Source organism: Pseudomonas sp. GW821-FHT09C08 (assembly GCF_059418125.1).
Genome location: NZ_JBWKPG010000001.1, coordinates 37,138 through 61,463, shown reverse-complemented (window position 1 = coordinate 61,463; position 24,326 = coordinate 37,138). Strand labels below are relative to the sequence as shown.

Below are 24,326 nucleotides of genomic sequence, written 5' to 3'. Positions count from 1 at the left end.
ATCCTAAATTGGCACACCCCAAGAGGTGACACACTCATCTCTTCGTTAAACAAACTTGAACGGTTTTGAACTATGCCCGCAATCCGCACTGCTGCACAAGCCAAGGCTTGGCTTGAACACCAAGGAAAGTCAGTTCAAGCGTTCGCCCGGGAACACGGCGTGGACCCGGCAACCACTTATCAAGTGCTCGCTGGGCGCAAAAAGGGGCGGCGTGGAGAGGCCCATAAGGTAGCGGTCCTTCTGGGCATGAAAGAGGGCGTCATCCTGGCCGAGAATGAGCCCCTGAGACAGGAGCTGGACGTACTGTCCTGACCCAGTATGCGCTTATTGAAACGTTGTGCCTGTTTTGCCCGAATGAGTGTGCTATTCGCCCGCCAGCGTTGACCGACAGTCGAGTTCCATACGCCAGAAGCAGTCCTCTTCCCCCACGATGCTCAGGCCTCGGCGCTGATACAACCTTCTCGCCGGATTGGTCTTGAACACCGTCAAGCGTAGTAGCCCCAGGCCGTGCGTGCGCGCTTTCAGCGCCATCTGCTCCAGCACCCAACTGCCCGCGCCCTGCTTGCGACAACACTCGAGCATGTGCAACTCGCGGATATACAGGGCCTTGCTGTCCCGACTGAGGCTGACAAACCCCATCACCGCGTCATCGCGGCAGATCAGCCAGTTCTCACGCCCGGCCCAGGCGACGTCGAAGCCATCGTTGGACCACAGCAAGCCGTACTGCAGGTAGTAGCGGCTCATGGCTTCGTGGGTCAGGGTGCGGGCAAAGGGCAAGTCGTTGGCCGTCGCGGCCCGTAGATGAAAGCTCATTTACACTGCTACCACTCGGCCAGCCCAACGCCCACCTTCGCCCTGAACGATCACCAATGCGTCGCCTACCCCTGGGGCGGCGGCAATCAAGCCGCCATCCGGCGCCCAGATCGCGCTGCGACCCGCGCAGGCCCAGCCACCCGATGGGCCACCATGGTTGGCCATCAGTACCAGCAGGCCATGCTCGGCGGCATAGCCTTGGAGCAAAGCGCTGTCCGCCGCATAGCCGCCTTCGCTGATCAACACACCCGCCGCATACACGGTGGCACCCGCTTCAGCCGCGCGACGAGGATGGCTGGCGTGGGAAAAGTCCGCACACACCGCCAACGCAATGCGCTCATCTCCCCGCTCGAGGGCCGCGCCCCCCTGCCCGGCGACAAACGCCAACGCTTCGCCGGGGTGCAAATGCTGCTTGGTGTAGACGCCGAGGGAACCGTCCGCGCCCAGCACCAGCGCACCGATCAATACGCCCTCTTGCGACGCCAGCCGGACCGGCATGCCTACCACCGCGGTCAAGCGCAGCTCGCGTGCCATCTCGCGCAGTGGCGCCAACACGGCAGCCTCGGGCTCTATGGCCAACTCAGCCGCCAGAAACGGCTCGTACCCGGTCAGCGACAGCTCCGGAAAGACCAGCACTTGCACGCCGTTGGCCGCCGCCGCGCGCATGAACGCCAGGTGCCGGTGGATGTTGGCCGGCACGTCGCCCGCGATGGAAACAGTTTGAGCAGCAGCAAGGGTCAAGGCGGTCATGGTCGCGTCCAAGCAATCATTAACAAGGTGTGTCCAGCATATCGGCAGTCCCTCATAGCCGTAAGTACCCCGCGGCAATAGAAATTACTGATTGAATCCACCGGTGTGCCTCTAGTAAGCTCGCTCCATCATTTGGAGACATACCATGTTGCAACTCACCCACCCTCAGGTTTGCCCTGCTGCCAGCGCCCAGCGCTCGGTATCGGCTACCCGTGTGAACGGTTCGAGCGCACTGGTCAGCTTTTATTTTGGGTATTGGTTTAGCCACTGGCGCGCCTGATACCTGAAATCGGCGCCCACTACTCAAGGGGTCGCCTACCAGAGAAATCTAACCCCCGGTCGGCTCCCCGACCGGGGGTTTTGTTTTTTCAGGCCCTGAAAATTTTGTTGCACACCGGACATTTAAAAGGAATCAAGACATGAACTACGCCACCTATTACCGCTACGACACCTCCACCGCCTGGCGATTTAGCAAGCTCCGCTCGGGACAGCCTGCCGCCTCCGATCGGTCACCTATCGGTGGCAAGCCAACACACGTAGCCGATACGGCCAATTGTCGAACACCCCAGTAGGGCCAAGCGCGCGGGAACAGCCCGCCGCTTGCCCAGGAAGCCTTGAATATGAACTCTGCCACCGCCGCTCTGCCCGTTTCGAACCTGACCAGCGCCAACGAAGCCCTGACCCAGCGCCTGCCCAGCTCGCTTGAGCTCAAGCACCAGTTGCCCCTCAGCCCGTTCCTCAATGAACAGATCCACGCCCATCGCCAAGCCGTGCGCGCCATCCTCGATGGCCAGGACTCGCGCTTGCTGGTGATTGTCGGCCCGTGCTCGATCCACGACCCGGAATCGGCCATGGAGTACGCACGCAATCTGAAGAAGCTGGCCCTTGAAGTCAGCGACCAGATGCTGCTGGTGATCCGCGCCTACGTCGAAAAGCCGCGCACCACCATCGGCTGGAAAGGCCTGGCCTACGACCCGCACCTGGATGGCAGCGATGACATGGCGGCCGGCCTCACGCTGTCGCGCGAGCTGATGCGCGAAATGCTGCGCCTGGGCCTGCCGGTCGCCACCGAGCTGCTGCAACCGATGGCCGCCGGCTACTTCGATGACCTGCTCAGTTGGGTCGCGATTGGTGCACGTACCACCGAATCGCAGATCCACCGCGAAATGGCCAGCGGCCTGGGCATGCCCGTGGGCTTCAAGAACGGCACCGACGGCGGCGTTGCGATTGCCTGCGACGCGATGCGCTCGGCCGCCCACCCGCACCGCCACTTCGGCGTCGACAGCCAGGGCCATCCGGCGATCATCCAGACCCCAGGCAACCCCGACACCCACCTGGTGCTGCGCGGCGGCCACCGCGGGCCGAACTACGATGCGCAGAGCGTGGCGCAGGTCAAGCTCGACCTGGCCAAGTCCAAGGTGGCGGCGCGGATCATGGTTGATTGCAGCCATGCCAACAGCGGCAAGGATCCGTTGCGCCAACCGGCGGTGTTCAACGACGTGCTGGAGCAGCGCTTGCAGGGCGACACGTCGCTGGTCGGCATGATGATCGAAAGCCACTTGTTCGAGGGCTGCCAGCCGCTGAGTGCATCGATGAAATACGGCGTGTCGGTGACCGATGGCTGCCTGGGCTGGGACGGTACCGAACAACTGCTGCGCAGCGCGGCGCAGCGTCTGCGCGAACAACGCAATAGCACTGACTGATGAAGCTCAAAACGTAGGAGCGGGCTTGCCTGCGATAGCGGTGTGTCAGGCTACAGATCTGTAGCTGGTGTACCGCAACCGCAGGCAAGCCCGCTGCCACATTCGGTCGGTGACAAGTTCAAGACAGGGGATACAGCGCCTCATCGAACTGCGCCATTTTCGGGAATACCAACGGCTGCTCATCCGCCAGCCCTTGCAGCCGCTGCTCGTACGCGATCAGAAATGCCTGCCGCGCCTCATCGCTGATATACGGCACATGCCACGCCACGAACGGCGCCAGCACTTCATACCCGACATACGCCAAGGTCCCGCGCAGGATCGGCCGCAACATGTCCTCCAACGGCCCGTGAATCGCGCCCTCGCCGAACATGTGTTCACGCCCGCCCAAGGTCACCGTGACCAACGCCCGCTTGCCCGCCAGCCCGCCCTGATCGTAAAACCGCTTGCCGCCGTAACACACGCCCGACACCAGTACCCGGTCGATCCAGCCCTTGAGCATCGCCGGCACCGAGAACCAGAAGATCGGAAAATTGAGGATCAGCAAGTCAGCCCAGAGCAGCTTGTCCAACTCGCCCTGGATATCCGCCGCGATCGACTGCTTCTTCACCCCCAGGCGCTGCTCCAGGGCATACACCAGGTAGTCAGGGTTTTCCCGCGCGCAAAAGTCCGCGGCCGACGCCACCGGGTTCCACTGCATTGCGTACAAATCACTGACCTGCACCTCATGCCCCTGCGCGCTCAACGTGGCGACGGCCTGATCACGCAAGGCGGCGGTAAACGACTGCGGTTCAGGGTGCGCGTGAACAATCAAAACCTTCATGTGAATTCCTCAAACAGTGGGCGCCGCCCGTTGGGCCAGCAAGTGATCGAGCCAGTCCGGGTCCATCGCAGGTTCGGATGAAAACAACAGGCCGGTGTAGTCCTGGTACGGCGGGGTGAAAATCGCGCTGCGGCTGCCCTGGTCCACCACCCTGCCCCGCTGCATCACCACCACTTCATCGGCAATCGCGCGGACGGTGGCAACGTCATGAGTGATGAACAGGTAGGCCACGCCGAGTTGCTGCTGGAGGCGGTTGAGCAGTTTCAACACGCCCTCGGCCACCAGTTGATCGAGGGCCGAGGTGACCTCATCGCAGATGATCAATTGCGGGTCGGCCGCCAGGGCGCGGGCGATGCAGATGCGCTGCTTCTGCCCGCCGGACAACTCTCGCGGCTGGCGCTCCATGTAGGTGGCCGGGTCCAGCTCGATCATTTCCAGCAGCTCGGCGACCCGCGCACGCAGGGCCTTGCCCTTCAGGCCCAGGTAAAACGTCAGCGGCCGGCCGATGATGTCGACGATGCGCTGGCGCGGGTTCAGCGCCGTATCGGGGATCTGGTAGATCATCTGGATGCGCCGCAACTGCTCCTTGCTGCGCTGGCGAAAGTCCACCGGCAACGCCTCGCCGTCATACAGCACCTGCCCGCTCGTGGCCGGGAGCAAGCCGGTGATCAGGCGCGCGGTGGAGCTCTTGCCGCTGCCGGACTCGCCGATCACCGCCAGGGTCTGGCCGCGATACAGCTTCATCGACACCTCCTGCAGCACCGGTTGATGGCCATAGCTGGCGCACACCTGGCGCACATCCAGCAGCGGCAGCTCCTGCACCGGGCACGGCTTGGGCTCGGTGCGAAAGCTGCGCACTGCCCACAGCGACTTGGTGTAGTCCTGCTGCGGCTGGCTGAGCATGCTGCGGGTGTCGGCCTCTTCCACCAGCTTGCCGTGGCGCAGCACCATGATGCGGTCGGCCATCTGCGCGACCACCGCCAGGTCGTGGCTGATATACAGCGCGGCGCTGCCGAAGGTTTTCACCGCATCGCGGATCGCCGCGAGGACTTCAATCTGCGTGGTGACGTCGAGGGCGGTGGTGGGTTCGTCAAAGATGATCAGGTCGGGGTGGCACGCCATCGCCATGGCGGTCATCACCCGTTGCAGCTGGCCGCCGGAAACCTGATGGGGATAACGTTGGCCGATGGTCTGCGGGTTGGGCAGGCGCAGCACGCGGTACAACTCCACCGCTTCGCGCTCGGCCTGGGCACGGTTGATGCCGCCGTTGATCACCGCCGTTTCGACGTGCTGGTCGATCAGCCGATGCGCCGGGTTGAACGACGCGGCCGCACTTTGCGCGACATAGGCAATGCGCAAGCCGCGTAACTTGCGCAGCGCTTCGGGCTTGGCCTGCAGCAGTTGAATGCCGTCAAAACACACCGAGCCGCCCGTGATGCGGCAACCGTCGCGCGCATAGCCCATGGCGGCCAGCCCGAGGGTCGATTTGCCCGCCCCCGACTCGCCAATCAGCCCCAGCACTTCGCCGCGCTGCAAGGTCAGGTCGATGCCCTTGATCAGCGGGTGCCAGGCGTCCTCGTAATGCCCCTCGATCTGCAGGTTGCGGATTTCCAGCAGTGGCTTGTCCATCCTCAACACTCCTTCAGGCCGCTGGATTTATGCAGCATCCAGTCGACGACAAAATTCACGCTGACGGTGATCAACGCCACTGCCAGGGCCGGCAGCAACGGGCTGATATCGCCGAAGGTGATCAACACCGCGTTATCGCGGACCATGCTGCCCCAGTCGGCGGTGGGCGGTTGGATGCCCAGGCCGAGGAACGACAGCGCGCTGATAAACAGGAATACAAAGCAGAAGCGCAGGCCGAATTCGGCAATCAACGGTGCGGCGGCGTTGGGCAGCACTTCGCGGGTGACCAGCCACCACAGGCCTTCGCCGCGCAGGCGGGCAGCCTCGACGAAGTCCTGCACCACCACGGTCATCGCCACGGCGCGGGACAGGCGAAACACCCGCGTCGAATCCAGCAGCGCAATCACCAGCACCAGCGAGGTGGCGTTGGTGCCCACCACGCTGAGAATCAGCAAGGCAAAGATCAGCTGCGGGATCGCCATGAGAATGTCCACCACCCGCGACAAGCCCTGGTCGATCCAGCCGCCCTTGATCGCGGCGACCAAACCACACAGGCCGCCGAGCAGAAACGCCAGGGTCGTGGTCAGGAATGCGATGCCCAGGGTATTGCGCGCGCCGTACACCAGGCGGCTGAACATGTCGCGCCCCAGGTTATCGGTGCCCAGCAGGAACTGGCCGCTCCACGGCGCAAAACCCTCGCCCACCACCTGGGTTTCGCCGTAGGGCGCCAGCAGCGGCGCAAACACCGCCACCACGATGTACAACACAATGATCAGCAGGCCGAACTTGGCGCTCAACGGCGCCCGGGCCACTTGGCTCAACAGGCTCATGGTCTACCCCTTCGGATGCATCAGGCGTGGGTTGCTGGCGATGGACAACACGTCCGCCCCGGTATTGAGCAGGATGTAAGTGGCGGCGAAGATCAGGCTGCAGGCCTGCACCACCGGAATGTCGCGCTTGGACACCGAGTCCACCAGCAACTGGCCGAGGCCCGGGTACACAAACACTACTTCGACCACCACCACGCCCACCACCAGGTACGCCAGGTTCAGCGCGACCACATTGACGATGGGCGCCAGCGCATTGGGCAGCGCGTGCCGCCAGATAATCCGCGACTGACGGATGCCCTTCAGGCGCGCCATCTCGATATACGGGCTGGCCAGCAGGTTGATCAGCGAGGCGCGGGTCATGCGCATCATCTGCGCAATCACCACCAGGCTGAGGGTGGCCACCGGCAACACCGAGCGTTCGAGAATGGTGCCGAAACTGGCATCCGGGGCCAGGTTGGACAGGCTGGGAAACCACCCCAGCTTCACCGAGAACACCAGGATCAACACGTACGCGACGAAGAACTCCGGGAACGACACCGCGCTCAACGCCGAGGTATTGAGCAGGCGATCGAACCAGCTGTTGCGGTACAACGCCGCCAGCATCCCCAGCACCAGCGCCGTCGGCACCGAGACCAACGCCGCCAACGCGGCCAGGCTCAAGGTGTTGCCCAGGCGCGCGCCGATCAACTCGGCAATGGGTCGCTGGTTGGCCAGCGAAGCACCGAGATCACCGTGCAACAGACGCAGCAGCCAGTGCGCAAAGCGCGTCAGCGGCGGCAGATCCAGGCCCAATTGCGCGCGAAACGCCGCCACGGTCTCCGGCGTGGCGGACTGGCCGAGCATGGCCTGGGCGATATCCCCCGGGAGCATGCCCACGGCGAGAAAGATGATCACCGACACGGCGAACAAAGACAGCAGGCCGAGGGCCAGGCGTTGGAGCACCAGTTTGAATAAGCTATTCATGTTCGGTTCTCATGAGTTGGGCATGTTCTCGAAGGCGACAAATGTCCAATGTGGGAGCGGGCTTGCTCGCGAAAGCGGTGTGTCAGCCAATACAGATAGAGACTGACCCAGCGCATTCGCGAGCAAGCCCGCTCCCACATTTGATTTGTGGCGTTTCTGAAGTATTCACGCCTGCCACCACCGCTCGATCAGCCTCAGCCCATCCAACTCGCCATACGGCGCGGTCTGCGCACCGTGCGCCACGCGGTTCGAACGCGCCGCCACCGAACTGGCAAACAGCGGCACGATGGCCCCGCCATCATCCCGGCACAGGGCCTGCATTTCGTTGTACATCTCCTGGCGCAACGGGGCGTTCATCTCGCCACGGGCGGCGGTCAGCAGTTGGTTGAAGCGCGGGTTGTCCCAGTGGGTCTCGTTCCACGCCGCACCCTTGGCGTAGCCGATGCTGAACATGCGGTCGGCGGTCAGGCTGCTGTACCAGAACGAAGTGGTGAACGGCTGCTTCATCCACACGTTGGAAAAGAACCCGTCGGCCGGTTCGCGCACCACGTCGATGTCGATACCGGCCTGGCGCGCCTGCTCCTTGAACAACACCGAGGCGTCCACTGCGCCGGTGTAGGCGGCGTCCGACGCCTGCAGGCGGACCTTGAGCGACTCCACCCCGGCCTTGCGCAGGTAGAAGCGCGACTTGTCCGGATCGTAGGTGCGTTGCTCCAGGGCAGCGTTGATAAAGCGGCTGCCGGGCTGGATCGGGTGGTCGTTGCCCACCAGGCCGTAGCCGTACAGCACCGAGGCGAGCAAGGTTTCGCGATTGATCGCGTGCTTCATCGCCATGCGAATGTCGTTGTTCTTGAATTCGTTGCTGTCGCACAGCATCGGGAAGGTGTAGTGCTGCGCACCCTTGGTTTCTTCGATCACCAGGTTGGCGTTGCGCTTGAGCAGGGCCACGGTTTTCAGGTCGACCTTGTTGATCACATCGACCTGCCCGGTGACCAGCGCATTGACCCGCGCGGCACCGTCGGCGATGGCCAGCAACTCGGCGCTGGCGAAATGCGCGCGACCGGGTTTCCAGTAGTCGGGGTTGCGCTCCAGGTCCATGCGCACACCCGGCTCGAAGCTTTTCAGGCGATAGCCGCTGGTGCCGATACCGGCCTTCCAGTCGGCGGCGCCATCCTTGGCGGGCATGATCACCAGGTGATAATCGGCAACCACGTAGGCAAAGTCGGCGTTGCCCGAATGCAGCTCGAACACCACCGCATCATTGCCCTGGGCGCTGACGCTGGCGACGTCGCCGAGTACAGTCTTGGCGGCCGACGTAGAGTCCTTGCTCAGGTGATGATTGATCGACACCACCACGTCTTCGGCGCTCAGGCTTTTGCCGTTATGGAAGGTCACGCCGGGGCGCAGGTGAAAGGTCCACACACGCGCATCCGGGGTCGATTCAAAGCGCTCGGCGAGCTCGGGAATCGCGCTGCCGTCGACGGCGATTTCGGTCAGCGTGTTGTACACCGCCGAGAAGCCGACAAAGGTGAAGGTGTCGACCCAGGAACCGGGGTCGCGCGAGTCAGTGGTGCTGCCTCCGGCCAGGCCCAGGCGCAGCACGCCGCCGGGCTTGGGCGTCGCGTCCTGGGCTAATGCGTGCAGCGGCAGGCCCAGGGAAAACGCCGCCGCCACCGCACCGGCCACGGCGCTGTGTTTGAGGAAGTCCCGTCGGTGCATCGCTTGAGTCATTTTGTTGTTGTTTTCGCTCATGGTCTTGCTCCTCTAAAGATCAACAGGCACAGGCATGTTTCAGCTCGATCAAGGTCACGCCGTTGCGTTTGAAGGCGTTGCGCAAGTCCGTCTGCAATGCATCCAGGTTCTGGGGCTGGTTCACCGTGCAGCCGAACGCCTGGGCGAACAAGGCAAAATCAGGGTTGCGCGGCAGCACGCCGATCGGTTCGATCTCCAGGTCGAGCATGTCGTCGCGGATCTGGCCGAGGGCGTCGTTGTTCCACAGCAGCACCACCAACGGGCTGTCCAGTTCTTCCACCGCCGTCGCCAGTTCCTGCGCGGTGTAGAGAAAGCCGCCATCACCCACCAGCACCAGGCCGGGCCGCTGCGGCGCGCCGAACTTGGCGCCGATGCCGGCCGGCAAACCGTAGCCCAAGGTGCCGTAGCCCGTGGGGTGCAGCCAACTGCGCGGGGCCCGGCTGCGGTAGGCGTAGTTGCCGGTGTAGGCCAGTTGGGTCATGTCACTGCTGATCACCGCATTCGCCGGCAATTCGGCCTCGATGCGGTCGAGAATCGCCTGGTGGATCGATTGCAACGGACCGTGTCCGGACTCGATGGCCTGCAGCACTGCCGCCACTGATCTGGCCGCCGCTGCAGCGTCGCGCGGTGCCGGCGGTAACCGTTGCAGCAGGGCTTGCACCGTCTGTTGGGCATCGCCTTTCAGCGCGACGGCGCACGGGTAGAAATCATTGAATTTGCGCGGGTCGATGTCCACGCGCACTAGCTCGCCGTTCAGCGGCAAACGCTCGCGCCAATAGTCGGTGTCGGCCATTTCCGTGCCGACCGCGAGCACCACGTCGGCCTCGCTGATCAATTGCCAACCAGGTTCGACGCACAAGGTCGAGCCGGCATTCAGCGGATGCTCGATCGGCAACAGGCCCTTACCCGCGACACTGCTGAAAAACGGCGCCGCCAGTTGTGTGCTCAAGCGCTGCAACGCCTCGCCGGCGGCCAGCGCGCCGCCGCCGGCGATGATCATCGGGCGCTTGGCCACCGACAGTTTTGCCGCCGCTTGATCCAGGTCTTCCGCCGAGGGCAAACCGCGCCCTGGGCGGCGTACGACCTCGTTGCTCCAGTCTCTCTGGATCGGCGCAGCCAACACGTCGAGCGGCACCGAAATGTGCACCGGCCGTGGCCGCTCACTGTCGAACACCGCATAAGCACGCGCCACCAGTTCGGGCAAATCCTCGGTGCTCAAGGCCACGGCGGAAAACGCCGTGATCGGCGCCGTGATCGCGCGCTGGTCCTGGGTCTCATGCAAGATGCCCCAGCCCTTGCCGAGGCTGGCAGTGTGGTTGACGCTGGAAATCACCAGCAGCGGGATCGAGTCGGCGTAGGCCTGGCCGATGGCGGTTGCGGCGTTGGTCACGCCGGGCCCGGTGATCACAAAGCACACGCCCGGCTTGCCGCTGACGCGCGCATAACCATCGGCCATAAAGCCCGCGCCCTGTTCATGGCGGGTGAGTACATGGCGAATGCCGCTGCCGGGCAAGCCGCGGTACAACTCCAGGGTGTGCACTCCGGGAATGCCGAAGACGGTATCGACGCCATAGTTGGCCAGCAACCGCACCAGGGCCTGGCCGCCGGTCAGGGTTTTATCGTGCATGTTGATCTCCTAGACGAATCAACGCGTCGACCGCCGTGGCGCCGTGGGCGTTGACCAGCAATGGGTTCACATCCAACTCCAGCAGTTGCGCGGCGTTGGCACAGGCGTAGTCGGCCACCGCACGGATGGCCGCGACCAGCGCGTCGAGATCCGCCACTTCGCGTCCGCGAAAGCCCTGCAGCAACGCGGTGCTGCGCAAGCTGAGCACGGCGTGGCGGATCGCATCGTCAGTGGTCGGCAGCAGCAGGCTGCGGCTGTCCTTGAGCAGTTCCACGAGGATGCCACCAGCGCCGATCACCAAGGCCAGGCCGAAGTCATTCTCGCGCTTGATACCCACGATCAGCTCGGCCAACGGCGGGGTCGCCATGGACTCCAGCAGCAGTTGGTCAAACGCTACACCGGGCGCGTACGCGGCGATCTGCGCGCGCATCAGCGCCAGCGCAGACGTCAGCGCCACACCATCCTGCAGGTTCAAGGCGACGGCACCAGCCTCGGTTTTATGCGGCAGCTGCGTGCTGACCGCCTTGAGCACCAACGGGTAGCCCAGCACATCGGCATCGGCAATCGCGCGTCCCGGCGTACTCAATACCGCCGCCGGCGTGTTCAGGCCGAACACGCGCAAGGCTTGCTTGGAAGCCCACTCATCCAGGGCCAGGCCCTGGCCTTGCAGGGGTTGCGGGCACAGCGGCACGAGAATCGACTCGCCGCGCACCAGCAAGGTCCGTCGATTGTGCTGATACTCGGCGATCCGCCCCCAGGCCGCGAGTGCATCCTCCACGCCTTGCAGCGCAGCAATGCCGTGGGCATGCAAGCGCTCGCGGGCATGGGCCGGCAGCAATTCGGGAAACGCCGAGGTGACAAAACCGGTCTTGCCATGCCGGTCGAGCGCGTCGCAAAACAGCCCGAGCAGCAGGTCGCATTCCTTGCGTTCGCCGGTGAATTCGGCCGGGTAGTCCAGCACCAGCATGGCGGCATCGGCCTCCGTGCGCAGGGCGGTATCGAGCATCGTGTCGAGGGCTTCGCGGTCACCCCAGATGGCAGTGGTAAAGTCCAGCGGGTTGACCAGGTTGGCGTAGCTGGGCAGCACCTGCGCCAGCGCTGCGCGCTGGTCTTCGTCGAGTGTCGGCAAGGCCAGTTGGTTGCGCTCGGCGTAGTCGGCGATCAGCCCCGCGTCGCCACCGGAACAGGCCAGCGCGATCAGGCGGTTGCCAGCCGGCAGATTGCCGCACGCTGCGGCTTTCAAGGTCTCGACAAAACTCACCGGCCCACTCACGCGGATCACCCCGAGCCGGGCGAACAGGCTGTCGTACAGTGTGTCGGAGCCGGACAGCGAACTGGTATGACTCAGCGCCAGCTCGGCCCCGATCTGCGACACGCCGGTTTTCAACGCGATGATCGGGATGCCCTTCTCCAGCGCCTTGTGCGCGGCGCGGGCGAACCCCGGGACATTCTTCAAACCCTCCAGGTGCAGACCGATGGCGGTCACGCGCGGCTCATCGAGCAGTACGTCCATCAATTCGGCCACGCCCAATTGCGCCTGGTTGCCGACCGAGGCCATGTAGGCCACCGGCAACGAGCGGTCGCTCATCGACAGGTTGTAGGCGAAGTTGCCGCTCTGGGTCAGCACCGCCACGCCCTTCTCCACCGCTTTGCCGCCGTGGGCCACCGGCCACAGGGCGGCGCTGTGCAGGTAGTCGAGCAGGCCGTAGCAGTTGGGACCGAGCAAGGCCATCTCGCCAGCGGCGTGCAACAACTGCTGCTGCAGCGCGGCACCACTGGCGCCGGTTTCGGCAAAGCCGGAGGCGTAGCAGATCGCGCCGCCGGTGCCGATGGCGGCCAGTTCAGCAACGCAGGTCAATGTCAGTTCACGGTTGGTGGCAATGAATACTGCATCCGGGCCGCACGGCAGGTCCGCGACGCGGCGCACACAGGGGATGCCGTCGAGGCTGTCATGCTGCGGGTTGACCAGCCACATCGGCCCGGTAAACCCGCCGTCGGCACAGCGCTTGAGGGCGCGGGCCATGCTGCGCCCGCCGACAAAAGCCAGGTGCCGGGGCGCCAGCAGGCGCTTGAGATTGTCGCGAATAGCCTGGGACATAAGCGTTCTCCGCGCCGATCAGCGCAACAGCGGCCGCAACAGTTCACGGGCGATGATATGGCGCTGGATTTCCGAAGTGCCTTCCCAGATCCGTTCGATCCGCGCGTTGCGCCAGATGCGCTCCACCGGCCCTTCGTCCATCAAGCCCATGCCACCGAAAATCTGCACGGCCTCATCGGCGACCTTGCCCAGGGTTTCGCTGGCAAACAGCTTGGCCATGCCGGCCTCACCGTCGGTCATGCTGCCCTGATCCATTTTCCAGGCGGTGTGCAGGGTCAGCAGTTCGGCCGCGCGTATCTGCGTGGCCATGTCGGCGAGTTTGAAGCTCACGCCCTGATAGGTGCCGATGGGCTGGCCAAACTGCTTGCGATCCGCTGCCCATTGCAGCGACACCTCCAGCGCACGCTGGGCCTGGCCGACGCAATTGGCGGCGACCATCACGCGCCCGGCAGTGAGCCAGGCATTGGCCACGTCCCAGCCTTTGCCCACTTCACCGAGCACCTTGGAGGCTGGCACGCGGCAGTCGTCGAAGAACATTTCGTAGGTGTGGTAACCGCGGTTGCTCACGCACTTGGGGCCCCGGCGAATGGTCATGCCCGGCGTGCCACGGTCGACCAGGAATGAAGTCACCGCATTGCGCTGGCGGCCGTTGTGCTCGTAGGTGTCGGTGACGGCAAACACGATGGCGAAATCGGCGTGCCCGGCATGGCTGATGAAGTGCTTGCTGCCGTTGATCACGAAGTCGTCGCCGTGGCGCACGGCGCGGGTCTTGATCGCGTTGGCGTCCGAGCCGGCACCGGGTTCGGTCAGCGCGAAGCAGTCGATTTTCTTGCCCTGCACGCACGGCAGCAGGTAGTCGCCGATCTGCGCGCCGGTGCAGGCCATGAGGATTTTCGACGGGCGCGCTACAAACACATGCAGGGCCCACGACACCTTGGACAATTCCCGTTCGATCAACGCCTGCGACAAGTAGTCGAGGCCACCACCACCGACCTCTTCCGGCATGTTGAAGGCATAGAAGCCGGCGGCGATGGCCTTGTCGCGAATCTGCGCGGCCAGCTCCGGTGATACCTCGTCGGCGCGGTCCACCGCCTCCTCGTGGGGCAACAATTCCTTGGCAACAAAACTGCGTACCGCGTCCACCAACATGTCTTGTTCTTGGCTGAGTTGGAAATTCATGGCGCTACCTGCTCGGGGGTGTCGTTGTTGTTATTTGCCGCAGAATGTCGGGAGGCGTTTTTCCATCGACGCGCGCAGGGCTTCGGCGCCATCGGCACTGCGTCCGCATAATAGGCCGGCGGCCAGTTCCGCTTGCAGTTGCTCGGGCAGGCTGCGGTCGGCGCCATCGCGGATCAGGGTTTTGGTCTGGGCGAAGGCGAAGGTCGGGCCGTTGGCCAGGCGGGTCGCCAGTTCGAGGGTGTGGGCATGCAGTTGCTCATCGGCGACCACTTCACCGACCAGGCCGGCTGCCAGGGCGCGGTCGGCGCTCCACAGCTCATCAAGGAACAGCAGGCGCTTGGCCTGCTCGCTGCCGATCAGGCGCGGCAAATGCCAGCTGGCACCGGCGTCCGGGGCATACGCCATGCTGGTGTAGCCGGCCTTGAAGCGCGCCGACTGGGCCGCTACGCGCAGGTCGCAGCACAGGGTCAGGTCCATGCCGGCGCCGACGGCGGTGCCGTTGATCGCGGCAATCGTGGGTTTGTCGAGGCTGTGCAGGCGGGTCATGAGGGCGTGGGCGGTTTCGGTCCAGCCGTAGGTTTCCAGGGCGCCGCGTGCTTCGGCGTCGGCCCACTCGGCGAGGTCCGCGCCAGCGCAGAAGCTGCGACTGCTGCCGGTCAACACCACCACACGCACGGCGGGGTCGCGGTTGAACGCGTCGAGCAGGCTGTGCAGGTGCTTGAGGGTCGGGATGTCCAGCGCATTGCGCTGCGGCCCTCGGTTGAGGGTGATCCAGGCAACGCCTGCCTGCACGTGGGTGAGCACGGACGAATCGGTAGTCATGGCTTCCTCGAATTATTTTATTTGGCGTGAGGGGTGCGACATGGGGCGATACTAAACGAGTGTTCAGTAAGGAGGCAATCGGCAAATCTTAAATTTTTTCAGTGCCGGAAAAACCGCCCCGGACCTTGCGTCCAGGGCGGCGAGGAAGGCTCAGGGTTTGAGCTGGTAACGCTTGCGACCGCCAGACTGCAGGCCGTCGACCCAGGCTTCGCAGATCTGGATCCCCTGCTCCGGGGTGAACGTGCCGGGGTTGAGCCCCGACTCCAGCCACAACCCATCGAGCAAGGCGCTCAGGCCGATGGCCGCGAGGTCGGCGTCGAACTGCTCCCACCCTTCTTCGCGGGCCATGTCGGTCAGGGCCGAACGCATGATGGTGCGGTATTCGCCGTAGGAGTGTTCGTGGGCCAGGTTGATCGCCGGCGCCGTCTTCACCGCGCCCCAGAACACCAGCCACGCATCCAGCAACTGCGGGTCGAGCAACTCGGCGGAAAACGAGCCCCGAAACAGCGCCGACAAACGCTCCCGAGGGTTGGGCGGCGCCTTGGCCATGGTCTCGCGCAGCAGGCTCATGACCTGGCCGGTGATGGTGCGATAGGCCTCGGCCACCAACTCATCCTTGCCCGAGTAGTGGTGGCTGATCAGCCCTACGGAGACCCCGGCTTCGGCGCTGATCTTGCGGATCGAGGCGCCCTGGAACCCGTCACGCTTGAGGCAAGTCAGGGTCGCCTGGACCAGATTGGCCTTGCGCAATTCCGGCTCCATCCGGGAGAAACGGGTTTCCTGGGTCATGGCGCGGTGTCCTTCGGTTGAGTCGGCTGCACGACTCTACATCAGTCGCGGTACCCCGGCGACACCCGATCCAGCATACGCAGCAACGCCGCCCACGCCAGTTGCATCGCATCCAGGTCAACCAACTCGCCCTCCTCCAGCGGCCGGCCGGGGTTGTTGAATTGCTGCTCGGTGTACTGGCAGACCTCGGCGGATGGCAGCACCAGTGGGCCACAGGCCTGGGCGGCGATCTGGATGTCGCAGGCTTTTTCCAGGTAGTACATGCGCAGGAATGCCTGGCTGACGGTTGCGCCTACCGTCAGCAAACCATGGTTGCGCAGCATCAGCACCGGCTTGTCGCCGAGGTCGCGCACCAGGCGTTGCTGCTCGTCCAGGTCCAGAGCCACGCCTTCGTAGTCGTGGTAGGCAACCTTGCCGTAGAACTCCATGGAAATCTGGTTCACCGGCAACAGCCCGCACTCCAGCGCCGCCACCGCGCAGCCCGCGCGGGTGTGGGTGTGCAGCACGCAGTGGGCATCTTCGCGGGCGCGATGGATTGCGCTGTGAATCACAAAACCGGCCGGGTTGACCGCATGCAGCGACGGCTCGACCGCGCGCCCGTCGAGGCCGATCTTCACCAGGCTGGAGGCGGTGATTTCATCGAACATCAGCCCATAGGGATTGATCAGGAAGTGATGCTCGGGCCCGGGAATGCGCACCGAGATATGCGTGAAAATCAGGTCACTCATGCGGTAGTGCGCGATCAATCGATAACACGCCGCAAGCTCTTCGCGCAGGTGCTGTTCGGTGGAGTGAGGCATTTTTATTCTCCGGGCACGGGGTGGGTGAAGGCGACGCTAATCCAGACGCCAGTAAAAAAACAAGTTGATTTTTTACTGGCGGCAGCCTCCTATAGAAAAATAACAATAACAGCGCCTGGAGTACCCGCACCATGTCGCCCTCTGCTTTCCCGCACCTGTTCGAGCCCCTGGCACTGCGGGGCAAACGCCTGAAAAACCGCATCATGTCCAGCGGTCATGACACCTCGATGCCCACCGATAACCGGGTCAACCCGCCATTGATCGCCTACCACCGTGCGCGTGCCGAAGGCGGTGTCGGCCTGATTGTGCTGCAGGTGGCCGGGGTGCATGACAGCGCGCGGTACACCTCCCATGTGCTGATGGCCACCGACGATGCGTGCATCGAGGGCTACCGCGAGCTGGCCGAAACCTGCCATGCCCATGGCACCGTGGTGCTGTCGCAGATCTTTCATCCCGGGCGGGAAATCATGGAGTCGGCGGACGGCCTGCTGGCGGTGGCCTACTCGGCCTCGGGGGTGCCCAATGAACGCTTCCGGGTGATGCCGCGTGCGCTGGACCAAGCGATGATCGATGAGATTGTCGCGGGTTACGCCGCCGCTGCCAGGCGCTTGCACCAGGCCGGGATCGACGGGGTCGAAGTGGTCGCCAGCCATGGGTACCTGCCGGCGCAGTTTCTCAACCCACGGGTCAATCGGCGCAGCGATGGCTACAACGGGGCGCTTGAGCAACGGCTGCGGTTCCTGACGGAAATCCTCGCCGCCGTGCGCGCGGCTACCGACGCGGACTTCATCATCGGCCTGCGCATTTCTGCCGATGAACGCGATGCCGAAGGGCTCACCGAAAGCGAATCCCTCGAAGCCGTGCAGAGCCTGCAGTCCCAGCTCGACTACGTGCATATCGTCGCAGGCACGTCGGCCTCGCTGGGCGGTGCAATCCACATCGTGCCGCCCATGGCGATTGCCGCCGCGTACCTCGCCGATGAGGCCGCGACGTTCAAGGCCAGCCTGTCGATTCCGCTGTTCGTCACCGGGCGCATCAACCAGCCCCAGGAAGCCGAATTGATCCTCGCGCGCGGCCAGGCCGATGTGTGCGGCATGACCCGCGCATTGATCTGCGACCCGCTGATGCCCGCCAAGACTCTCGACGGGCGCGTCGAAGATGTGCGCGCGTGCATCGCCTGCAACCAGGCCTGCATCGGTCACTTTCACAAGGGCTTGCCGATCTCGTGCATCCAGCATCCCGAGACCGGCCGCGAGCTGCTATTCGGCAAGGTGCAAGCGACACTAAAGCGCAAGCGCATCATGGTCGTGGGCGGTGGTCCGGCGGGTATGAAAGCCGCAGCGGTCGCGGCGCAACGCGGGCATGCCGTGACGCTCTACGAGGCCAGCGCCCAGTTGGGCGGGCAAGTGCTGCTGGCGCAATTGCTGCCACGGCGCAGTGAGTTCGGCGGAGCCAGCACCAACCTGCAACGCGAGATGCAACTGGCCGGTGTGCAGGTGCTGCGCAACACCCGCGTCGACCGCGCGCTCGTGGAGCGCGAGCAACCCGACCATGTGATCATTGCCACCGGCGCCGAACCCTATTGGCCGGCCTTCGAGCAAGGCGGCGAACTGCAGGTGGTGGATGCCTGGCAGGTGCTGCGCGACGCAGTGCCACTGGGGCGTTCGGTGGTGGTGGTCGACTGGCGTTGCGACTGGATCGGCCCCGGTATTACCGAGCGCCTGGTGCGCGCCGGGCATCAGGTGCAACTGGCGGTGAATGGCACGCACTGTGGCGAGAATCTGCCGCTGTATGTGCGTGATCAACTGGCCGGCGAGCTGCACCGGCTGGGCATTCCGATCATCCCGTATGCGCGCTTGTACGGCTGCGACGACACCACGGTGTACCTGCAACACACCGCCAGCGGCGAGCCCATGCTGCTGGAGAATATCGACACGCTGGTGTTGTGCCAGGGCCATCAGCCGGTGGACACTCTCGGCGCGCAGCTGCAGGGCCTGGTGCCGTTTGACCGGATCGGCGACTGCCTGGCGCCGCGCACCGCCGAAGAGGCGATCTACGAAGGACTCAAAGTGGCATGGAACCTGTGAACGACCAACCCCAGCAACTGTTTCTCGGCACCCGCATCCGTGGTTTGCGCAAGGCCAGCGGCATGACCTTGACCGCCCTGGCAGAGGCCAGCGAACTGACCGCCGGCTACCTCAGCCAGCTGGAACGCAACCTGGCGTATCCGTCGATTCCGGCACTGTTCAACATCGCTCGCAGCCTGGGGGTGACGATCCAATGGTTCTTCGCCAGCGAGACCACGCCCGCACCGGCAGACGCAGGCTACGTGGTGCGCAAGGACAATCGCCAGAGCATCCACTATGAAGACGGCATCGTCGACCAGTTGCTGACGCCCTTGCCCAACCATCAACTGGAAATGCTGCAATCGAGTTTCCCACCGGGCACCTACAGCCAGCAGAGCTACAGCCATGAAGGCGAAGAAGCCGGCTATGTGTTGCGCGGACAGTTCGAGCTGTGGGTGGGAGAGCGGCACTTCCTGCTGGCGGCCGGTGACAGCTTCAGCTTTGCCAGCAGCGAACCGCATCGGTATGGCAACCCCGGCAAGGTGGAGACGGTGGTGATCTGGGTGATTACGCCGCCGACATTTTAGGCCAGGCCCATTCGTGACCTGCGGTAAAGAGTCCTTTTCGGATTCGACGGTTTTTCCGAAGGAACGACGGGCGGATACTCGACTCCATTGTTCACACCTCTTCAGGAGTTACTGATGTCTATCCCCACGTCCAACGTACCCGCCTTCGGCCTCGGCACTTTCCGCCTGCAGGGCCAGGTGGTGATTGATTCCGTCAGCACCGGCCTGGAACTGGGCTACCGCGTCATCGACACGGCGCAGATCTACGAGAACGAAGCTGACGTCGGCCAGGCCATCGCCGACAGCGGTGTGCCCCGTGATGAGCTGTTCATCACCAGCAAGATCTGGATCGCCAACTTCGCCGAAGGCCAGTTGATCCCGAGCCTCAAGGAGAGCCTGCGCAAGCTCCAGACCGACTACCTGGACCTGACCCTGATCCACTGGCCGTCGCCGGAAGACCAGGTTCCCGTCGCCGAATTCATGAGCCAGTTGCTGGAAGCCAAGCGCCAGGGCCTGACGCGCCAGATCGGTATTTCCAACTTCACCATTGACCTGATGAAACAGGCCATCGCAGCGGTCGGCGCCGAGCACATCGCGACCAACCAGATCGAACTGCACCCCTACCTGCAAAACCGCAAGGTGGCGGAGTTCGCCAGTGCCCACGGTATCCAGATCACCTCCTACATGACCCTGGCCTACGGCGAAGTGCTCAAGGACCCGGTGATCCAGCAGATTGCCGAGCGCCATCAAGCCACCCCGGCCCAAGTGACCCTGGCCTGGGCCATGCAACTCGGGTACGCCGTGATCCCATCCTCGACCAAACGCGCCAACCTGGAAAGCAACCTCAAGGCCCTGCAACTGACCTTGAGCGCTGCCGACATGGAACAGATTGCCAGCCTGGAGCGCGGCCATCGCTTGACCAGCCCCAAGGGCATCGCGCCGAAGTGGGACTAGGCGCCGGCCACCCGTGCGCGGGATAACTCGCGCAACCAGGGCAATACCCGCAGGCCCGCCGTGGCTGCGGGTGGGTCGATGATGTCCATGAAATGTTCGAGGTTGACGTTGTCCGGTACGCCGGGCAGCCGTACCAGCACCGCCGGTGTTGCGCCGGCAGGTGCGCCCAGGTCGAGGTGGTCGTAGACCAGCACGTGGCGTACCTGGGGCTGGGGCCCGCAGCTGTGCAGCGTCAGCCCCGCATTGATGATCAGCACGTCAAAGGGTTCGGCCGGAATGGCGGTGAGTATCTGGACTTCTTCGAAGGTCTGTACCGGCACGATCCGGTGGTACCCCAACTGATTGAGCATTTTTTCGATGTACAACCGTTGCAGGTGCTGTTCATCGGCAATCAGGATGGTCAGTGCTTTGTTCGGCATGGCAAACCCCTGGGCTGGCAGCGCTCGTCAGTGAGCGTCGCCCATTTTCCAGACATATCCCGAAGACAAAATCAGGCATGTTCCCCCTTCATGTAGGAGTTGTCCCAAATGCACCGAATGGCTGTCTACCTCGGTCACGCCTGATTGCAGTACTGCCCGAGGCTGTGTTGCAAGCCTGCGATAGCCCGTTCCACCGCCTGCACTGCTGCGTCCAATGCCTCGCCTTCGCGCCTCTCGCACAGGTCTTCCAAGGTCTCGCAGGTGGCGATCAACGCCTGAGACTTGACCAAGCGTGCGCCACCTTTGACGCGATGGGCCAGGTCATGCAGCCTGGCGAAGTCCGTGCGATTTTGCTCAACACCCAGCCAGGCGCGATCTTCCTCCAGGCTGTCGAGTAACGGCGTCAGCAGCTCGTTCAGCGCGACCTTATCGCTACCGGTCAGCGCGATCAGCGTGCTCAAATCAAACGTCGGCTCAACCGCCTGTGTCACCCCGCCGACCGCGCGCGATGCCAACGCCGCGCGCAAGTCTTCAAGCCCGGTAGGCTTGAACAGGCAGCCATCCATGCCGGCTTGTCGGCAGCGTTCGGTTTCTTGTGGCTGCGCATTGGCGGTGAAGCCCAGCAACAGGCACGGTGTGAGCCCGCGCTGACGCTCCTGGGCACGAATATCCCGCGCCAACGTATACCCATCCTTGAAGGGCATGTTGCAATCGGTGATCACCCCGTCGAACTGCCCGGCCTGCCACACGGCAAAGCCTTGGGCACCGTCATCGGCGGTGGTGATGCGGTGCCCCAGGAAGCTCAACTGGCGAGCCAGCAGCAGGCGGTTGGCCGGGTAGTCATCCACCACCAGGATGCTCAACGCCCGGGCCGTCGGAACGGGCAAGACGGGCAATGCATCCGGCACGCGGGTGGTCATTTCCAGCGACAGCGTCACATCCACCCGCGTGCCCTTGCCCAGCACGCTGCTCAAGTGCAATTGCCCGCCCATCATCTCGCACAGGTTGCGGCTGATGACCAGTCCAAGGCCAGAACCACTGCGTGCCGATTGTTCGTTATTGCTGCCCTGGATAAAGGGGTTGAACAAGCGCTGCTGATCGACAGCGCTGATGCCAATGCCGGTGTCCTCCACCCATAGCCGCAGGTCCAGTTGATCGCCGACCAATGCCCCCTGGGCCCCCACGCGTACCTGACCGTTGGTGGTGAACTTGATCGCATTCCCCAACAGATTGGACACCACCTGCTTGAAGCGCAGCGGGTCGATCAACACCGCATGGTCGATCAGCGGGTCAAGTTCCACTTGCAACACCAGGCCCTTGTCGCGCGCCAACCCTTCAAATACCCGCGCCACCGAGGCTAGCAGCTCGTGCGGATTGGCGGGCTCCAGGGCCAGTGACAGGTGGCCGGATTCAATCCGCGCAATGTCGAGAATATCGCCGATCAACTCCAGCATGCTGTGCGACGCCACCGAGGCCACCTCCAGCGCGGCGCGGTCGGCACGCCCCTGTTGGGCGTTTTCCAGGGCCAGCTCGATCATGCCGATCACAGCGTTCATGGGCGTGCGTATTTCATGGCTCATGGTGGCCAGGAAGGTGGTCTTCGCGCGGTTGGCTGCGTCGGCCTCCTCCTTGGCTTCCTGCAATTGACCCAGCAAGCGCTGGCGCTCGCTGACATCGACCCAGCCGGCAATCATGCCCACGACGCCGCCGTTGCTATCCCGGTAGGGCAGCATCCACTGGTAGATGGTCAACACCCCGCCACCGGGAATCTTCAACACGCGGTCATGGATCTGCGGTTCGCCCTGCTCCATCAAGCGCAGGTAATCGGCATGGAACGACTGGGCCTGGGGAGGGTTGCCGGTATCGGTCTCCACCACGGTCTTGCCAATGACGTCTTCGAGCTTGAAGCCGAAGACATCGAGGTAGGCGTTGTTGCACGCCATCAAGCGGCCTTGGCGATCGCGCACGTAAATCGGGTGCGGAGTGCCGTCGATCAGCACGCTCATAAAGCGCATCTGGTCGCTCAAGGCCCGCTCCGCCTGGGCGCGCTTGCGAATCAGGTTACGCAGGTAGAACACCCAGCCCAGGGTGACCAACAGCAGCAGCGCGGCAAGCACGAAGCCTTGGATAATCACGTTGCGGTGCCGCAGCCAGTAGCTGTCTTCGAGGATGATTTCACTGCGCCAATGGTTGGTCAGCTCGTCCATCTCTTCGGGGGTAATGCTCAGCAATGCCTTGTCGAGGATCGAATACAACTCCAGTTCACTGCGGTTGACCCCCAGGGTAAAACGCGCCGGCTCCCGGCCGACCGTGCTGGTGATGCGCAGGCGTTCACGGTAATTGCGCGCGATCATGTAGCGCGCGCTGATCAACGACACCGCGGTCGCCTCCACGGTGCCCTTGGCCACCAATGCCATGGCCTGCTCGGTGTTCTCGACTTCGACAAACACCACGCCTGGGTAGTCCTCGGCAATCTGCATCGCGAGGCTGTTGCCGCTGACCACCGCCAGGCGTTTGCCGGGCATGTCCTCCAGGGTAATCACGCGCTCATTGTCCGCGGACACCACCAGTGCATAGGGGTTTGACAGGTAGGGCCGGGTAAAGCGGATTTTCTCCGACCGCTCGATGCTGGGCGTCACGGCCGCCAGCATATCGACGCGCCCGGTGCTGACCGCGTCAACCAGGCGCGGCAGTGAAGTGCCCTGCTCGATGTCGAACTTCAGGCCCGTACGCAGGCTGATCCGCGACAACACCTCGGCGCTCAGGCCTTCGAACTCGCCTTTCTCGTTGAAAAACGACAGCGGCACGAACTTGTCGACCACCGCCACTTTTACCCGCGGATGCTTCTCCAGCCAGCGCTGCTCATTGATGCTCAAGCGCAGCCGGTCGGCCTCGGGAAAACCAATGCCACCGGCACTCCAACGGCGCAGGATTTCCATCTGCTGGTTGGCGGGAACAGCGGCCAGCGCGGCGTTGATGATCCTCAGCAGGCGTGTGTTTTCCTTGCGCAGGGCGAACCCGAACGGGTTGGCTTCCATGGCCGAAAAATCCGCCATGCGCACATTATTGAGATGGTTCTTGTTGATCAGGTAGCGGGTGCTGATGGCATCCCCGAGGTACACATCCGCCTGGCCGAACGCGACGGCGCCGATGGCCTCGAAGGTCGAGCCAAACAACTGCAACTGCGCTTGGGGGTAGAACGCCTGGACGGCGTCGGGCGGCATGTAGTGGTAGAGCATCGCCACGCGCCTGCCCGCGAGATCGGCATTCAATGCAAGGTTGTCACCCGCGCGCGTCACCAGCACGGGTTGATCATTGGCGTAGGAGCGCGATAGCACCAACTGCGGGTCGGCGAACTCATAACCGTTGGCCGAGCCGAGAAAATCCACCGCGCCGCTCTTGAGGGCGTCGATAACTTCATCGCGCGTGTCGTAGCGTCGAACCGTGACCACGATATTCAGCGCCTGGCCGATCAGCGCCGCATAATCGGCGGTGATGCCTTCCAGTTCTTGCTTGTTGTTACTCAGGTCAAAGGGCGCGTAATCCGGCGCCGAGACCCCGATGATCAATGTGCGCTGCTCGCGCAGCCAGCGCCAGTCGGCTTCATCGAGCATCACGCTGGTGGGTTCAAGGGTTGAGTGGCCGAGTAGCCGCAGGCTTTGCGGTGCATCCACGGCCATCACCGCCGCAGGCAACATCCCCACGAGCAGGATGACCATGAGCTTGATCAACCGTGAGGGGTTCAT

General features: G+C 63.7%; 20 protein-coding genes. 5 read left to right on the top strand and 15 right to left on the bottom strand.

The window, feature by feature from the left end; all coding sequences use genetic code 11:
• Positions 1-72: 72 nt before the first annotated feature.
• Entirely contained in the window at positions 73-312 is a 240-nt protein-coding gene (locus tag AC07OJ_RS00270; RefSeq protein WP_120448115.1) for a DNA-binding protein, read from the top strand.
• A 51-nt stretch (positions 313-363) separates the two neighbouring features.
• Here AC07OJ_RS00270 and AC07OJ_RS00265 read toward each other — a convergent pair whose 3' ends face one another.
• Positions 364-813, bottom strand: coding sequence for a GNAT family N-acetyltransferase (locus AC07OJ_RS00265; RefSeq protein WP_106804467.1), 450 nt, complete (start codon positions 811-813; stop codon positions 364-366).
• Positions 814-1,563, bottom strand: coding sequence for a carbon-nitrogen hydrolase family protein (locus AC07OJ_RS00260; RefSeq protein WP_495093638.1), 750 nt, complete (start codon positions 1,561-1,563; stop codon positions 814-816).
• Between the two features lie 620 nt (positions 1,564-2,183).
• On the opposite strand from AC07OJ_RS00260, the gene AC07OJ_RS00255 reads away from it, so the two are divergent.
• The gene (locus tag AC07OJ_RS00255; protein WP_495005559.1) at positions 2,184-3,266 is read left to right on the top strand and encodes a 3-deoxy-7-phosphoheptulonate synthase; all 1,083 of its coding nucleotides are present in this window, start codon (positions 2,184-2,186) and stop codon (positions 3,264-3,266) included.
• A gap of 118 nt (positions 3,267-3,384) precedes the next feature.
• Here the strand turns inward: AC07OJ_RS00255 and AC07OJ_RS00250 are convergent, their stop codons facing one another.
• The 11 genes from AC07OJ_RS00250 to AC07OJ_RS00200 all read right to left on the bottom strand — a co-directional run bounded on the left by AC07OJ_RS00250 (position 3,385) and on the right by AC07OJ_RS00200 (position 16,575).
• Positions 3,385-4,086 (bottom strand): NAD(P)H-dependent oxidoreductase, encoded by a 702-nt coding sequence (locus AC07OJ_RS00250; RefSeq protein WP_065905587.1) that lies wholly within the window; start codon positions 4,084-4,086, stop codon positions 3,385-3,387.
• Between the two features lie 9 nt (positions 4,087-4,095).
• The gene (locus AC07OJ_RS00245; RefSeq protein WP_495093637.1) at positions 4,096-5,715 is read right to left on the bottom strand and encodes an ABC transporter ATP-binding protein; all 1,620 of its coding nucleotides are present in this window, start codon (positions 5,713-5,715) and stop codon (positions 4,096-4,098) included.
• Positions 5,716-5,717: 2 nt separating this feature from the next.
• Entirely contained in the window at positions 5,718-6,545 is an 828-nt protein-coding gene (locus tag AC07OJ_RS00240; RefSeq protein WP_065905585.1) for an ABC transporter permease, read from the bottom strand.
• 3 nt (positions 6,546-6,548) lie between these two features.
• Positions 6,549-7,508, bottom strand: coding sequence for an ABC transporter permease (locus AC07OJ_RS00235; protein WP_495093636.1), 960 nt, complete (start codon positions 7,506-7,508; stop codon positions 6,549-6,551).
• A gap of 165 nt (positions 7,509-7,673) precedes the next feature.
• Positions 7,674-9,260: an ABC transporter substrate-binding protein gene (locus tag AC07OJ_RS00230; protein ID WP_495093635.1), complete on the bottom strand. Its 1,587-nt coding sequence runs from the start codon at positions 9,258-9,260 to the stop codon at positions 7,674-7,676.
• Positions 9,261-9,279: 19 nt separating this feature from the next.
• Positions 9,280-10,887 carry a 5-guanidino-2-oxopentanoate decarboxylase gene (locus tag AC07OJ_RS00225; RefSeq protein ID WP_495093634.1) on the bottom strand — a complete coding sequence of 536 codons (1,608 nt, stop codon included), beginning with the start codon at positions 10,885-10,887 and terminating at the stop codon, positions 9,280-9,282.
• Positions 10,877-12,985, bottom strand: a complete 2,109-nt coding sequence (locus tag AC07OJ_RS00220) for an acetate--CoA ligase family protein (RefSeq protein ID WP_495093633.1) — start codon at positions 12,983-12,985, stop codon at positions 10,877-10,879. The genes AC07OJ_RS00225 and AC07OJ_RS00220 overlap by 11 nt, the downstream gene beginning before the upstream one ends.
• Positions 12,986-13,003: 18 nt before the next feature.
• The gene (locus AC07OJ_RS00215) at positions 13,004-14,164 is read right to left on the bottom strand and encodes an acyl-CoA dehydrogenase family protein (protein ID WP_065905580.1); all 1,161 of its coding nucleotides are present in this window, start codon (positions 14,162-14,164) and stop codon (positions 13,004-13,006) included.
• Positions 14,165-14,194: 30 nt separating this feature from the next.
• Positions 14,195-14,986: an enoyl-CoA hydratase/isomerase family protein gene (locus tag AC07OJ_RS00210; protein ID WP_495093632.1), complete on the bottom strand. Its 792-nt coding sequence runs from the start codon at positions 14,984-14,986 to the stop codon at positions 14,195-14,197.
• Positions 14,987-15,136: 150 nt separating this feature from the next.
• Entirely contained in the window at positions 15,137-15,775 is a 639-nt protein-coding gene (locus tag AC07OJ_RS00205; protein WP_065905578.1) for a TetR family transcriptional regulator C-terminal domain-containing protein, read from the bottom strand.
• A gap of 41 nt (positions 15,776-15,816) precedes the next feature.
• The gene (locus AC07OJ_RS00200; RefSeq protein WP_495093631.1) at positions 15,817-16,575 is read right to left on the bottom strand and encodes a class II aldolase/adducin family protein; all 759 of its coding nucleotides are present in this window, start codon (positions 16,573-16,575) and stop codon (positions 15,817-15,819) included.
• Between the two features lie 131 nt (positions 16,576-16,706).
• On the opposite strand from AC07OJ_RS00200, the gene AC07OJ_RS00195 reads away from it, so the two are divergent.
• The 3 genes from AC07OJ_RS00195 (at position 16,707) to dkgB (ending at position 20,161) form a co-directional block, all read left to right on the top strand.
• Positions 16,707-18,662, top strand: coding sequence for an oxidoreductase (locus AC07OJ_RS00195; RefSeq protein WP_495093630.1), 1,956 nt, complete (start codon positions 16,707-16,709; stop codon positions 18,660-18,662).
• A complete protein-coding gene (locus AC07OJ_RS00190; RefSeq protein WP_065905575.1) occupies positions 18,650-19,228 on the top strand; it encodes a cupin domain-containing protein in 579 nt (192 codons plus the stop codon). The genes AC07OJ_RS00195 and AC07OJ_RS00190 overlap by 13 nt, the downstream gene beginning before the upstream one ends.
• A gap of 114 nt (positions 19,229-19,342) precedes the next feature.
• Positions 19,343-20,161, top strand: coding sequence for a 2,5-didehydrogluconate reductase DkgB (dkgB, locus tag AC07OJ_RS00185; protein ID WP_495093629.1), 819 nt, complete (start codon positions 19,343-19,345; stop codon positions 20,159-20,161).
• On the opposite strand, the gene AC07OJ_RS00180 is transcribed toward dkgB, so the two are convergent.
• Positions 20,158-20,580: an ANTAR domain-containing protein gene (locus AC07OJ_RS00180; RefSeq protein ID WP_065905573.1), complete on the bottom strand. Its 423-nt coding sequence runs from the start codon at positions 20,578-20,580 to the stop codon at positions 20,158-20,160. The genes dkgB and AC07OJ_RS00180 overlap by 4 nt on opposite strands.
• 134 nt (positions 20,581-20,714) lie before the next feature.
• Entirely contained in the window at positions 20,715-24,326 is a 3,612-nt protein-coding gene (locus tag AC07OJ_RS00175) for a transporter substrate-binding domain-containing protein (RefSeq protein ID WP_495093628.1), read from the bottom strand.

Bases quoted from the DNA above. Each gene is read 5' to 3' on its own strand.
- AC07OJ_RS00220 (WP_495093633.1), bottom strand. From the start codon at position 12,985: ATGTCCCAGGCTATTCGCGACAATCTCAAGCGCCTGCTGGCGCCCCGG.
- AC07OJ_RS00215 (WP_065905580.1), bottom strand. From the start codon at position 14,164: ATGAATTTCCAACTCAGCCAAGAACAAGACATGTTGGTGGACGCGGTA.
- AC07OJ_RS00175 (WP_495093628.1), bottom strand. From the start codon at position 24,326: ATGAACCCCTCACGGTTGATCAAGCTCATGGTCATCCTGCTCGTGGGG.
- AC07OJ_RS00230 (WP_495093635.1), bottom strand. From the start codon at position 9,260: ATGAGCGAAAACAACAACAAAATGACTCAAGCGATGCACCGACGGGAC.
- AC07OJ_RS00250 (WP_065905587.1), bottom strand. From the start codon at position 4,086: ATGAAGGTTTTGATTGTTCACGCGCACCCTGAACCGCAGTCGTTTACC.
- AC07OJ_RS00195 (WP_495093630.1), top strand. From the start codon at position 16,707: ATGTCGCCCTCTGCTTTCCCGCACCTGTTCGAGCCCCTGGCACTGCGG.
- AC07OJ_RS00260 (WP_495093638.1), bottom strand. From the start codon at position 1,563: ATGACCGCCTTGACCCTTGCTGCTGCTCAAACTGTTTCCATCGCGGGC.
- AC07OJ_RS00190 (WP_065905575.1), top strand. From the start codon at position 18,650: ATGGAACCTGTGAACGACCAACCCCAGCAACTGTTTCTCGGCACCCGC.
- AC07OJ_RS00245 (WP_495093637.1), bottom strand. From the start codon at position 5,715: ATGGACAAGCCACTGCTGGAAATCCGCAACCTGCAGATCGAGGGGCAT.
- AC07OJ_RS00240 (WP_065905585.1), bottom strand. From the start codon at position 6,545: ATGAGCCTGTTGAGCCAAGTGGCCCGGGCGCCGTTGAGCGCCAAGTTC.
- AC07OJ_RS00225 (WP_495093634.1), bottom strand. From the start codon at position 10,887: ATGCACGATAAAACCCTGACCGGCGGCCAGGCCCTGGTGCGGTTGCTG.
- AC07OJ_RS00270 (WP_120448115.1), top strand. From the start codon at position 73: ATGCCCGCAATCCGCACTGCTGCACAAGCCAAGGCTTGGCTTGAACAC.
- dkgB (WP_495093629.1), top strand. From the start codon at position 19,343: ATGTCTATCCCCACGTCCAACGTACCCGCCTTCGGCCTCGGCACTTTC.
- AC07OJ_RS00210 (WP_495093632.1), bottom strand. From the start codon at position 14,986: ATGACTACCGATTCGTCCGTGCTCACCCACGTGCAGGCAGGCGTTGCC.
- AC07OJ_RS00235 (WP_495093636.1), bottom strand. From the start codon at position 7,508: ATGAATAGCTTATTCAAACTGGTGCTCCAACGCCTGGCCCTCGGCCTG.
- AC07OJ_RS00205 (WP_065905578.1), bottom strand. From the start codon at position 15,775: ATGACCCAGGAAACCCGTTTCTCCCGGATGGAGCCGGAATTGCGCAAG.
- AC07OJ_RS00255 (WP_495005559.1), top strand. From the start codon at position 2,184: ATGAACTCTGCCACCGCCGCTCTGCCCGTTTCGAACCTGACCAGCGCC.
- AC07OJ_RS00265 (WP_106804467.1), bottom strand. From the start codon at position 813: ATGAGCTTTCATCTACGGGCCGCGACGGCCAACGACTTGCCCTTTGCC.
- AC07OJ_RS00200 (WP_495093631.1), bottom strand. From the start codon at position 16,575: ATGCCTCACTCCACCGAACAGCACCTGCGCGAAGAGCTTGCGGCGTGT.
- AC07OJ_RS00180 (WP_065905573.1), bottom strand. From the start codon at position 20,580: ATGCCGAACAAAGCACTGACCATCCTGATTGCCGATGAACAGCACCTG.